The organism is Pseudacidovorax sp. DMC4 (assembly GCF_056314265.1).
Window position 1 is genome coordinate 1 of record NZ_JBQUYR010000045.1, and the last position, 504, is coordinate 504.

The window sequence follows — 504 nt, forward strand, 5'->3', positions numbered from 1 at the left end:
GCAGCAGCTGCGCACCTCGGGGGCGCGTGCGCGGGCCAGCGGCAACCTGCGCGGCATGGTGCCGGGCTTCAGCTTCGCGCTGCAGGGGCATCCAAGGGAAGCGGCCAATGCGGAATACCTGATCCTGGAAACCGACTTCCTCATCGAGGACGTGGGGCAGGACAGCCAGGCGGCGCTAAACGCGGTGACTCAACCCCAGTCGCAGCAACGCTGGCGGGTGCAGGTGGACCTGCTAGCGCACCCCATCACCGAGCCGCTGCGCCCGGCGCTCACCAGGCTCAAGCCGCACACCCATGGTCCCCATACAGCACGGGTGGTCGGCCCCGAGGGCCAGGAGCTGTGGACCGACGAACTCGGCCGCATCAAGGTGCAGTTCCCCTGGGACCGGCAAGGCCAGGAGAACCCGCACAGCAGCTGCTGGGTACGTGTCTCCAGCCCGTGGGCGGGCAACCAGCTGGGCGGCGTGCACCTCCCGCGCATCGGGCAGGAGGTGGTCGTCGACTT

Annotated in this window: 1 protein-coding gene; it reads left to right on the forward strand. The window is 69.4% G+C overall.

Annotated elements, in window-relative coordinates; translation table 11 throughout:
• On the forward strand, positions 1–504 hold a 504-nt coding region (locus tag ACT54X_RS28800), incomplete at both ends, for a type VI secretion system Vgr family protein (protein WP_476350063.1).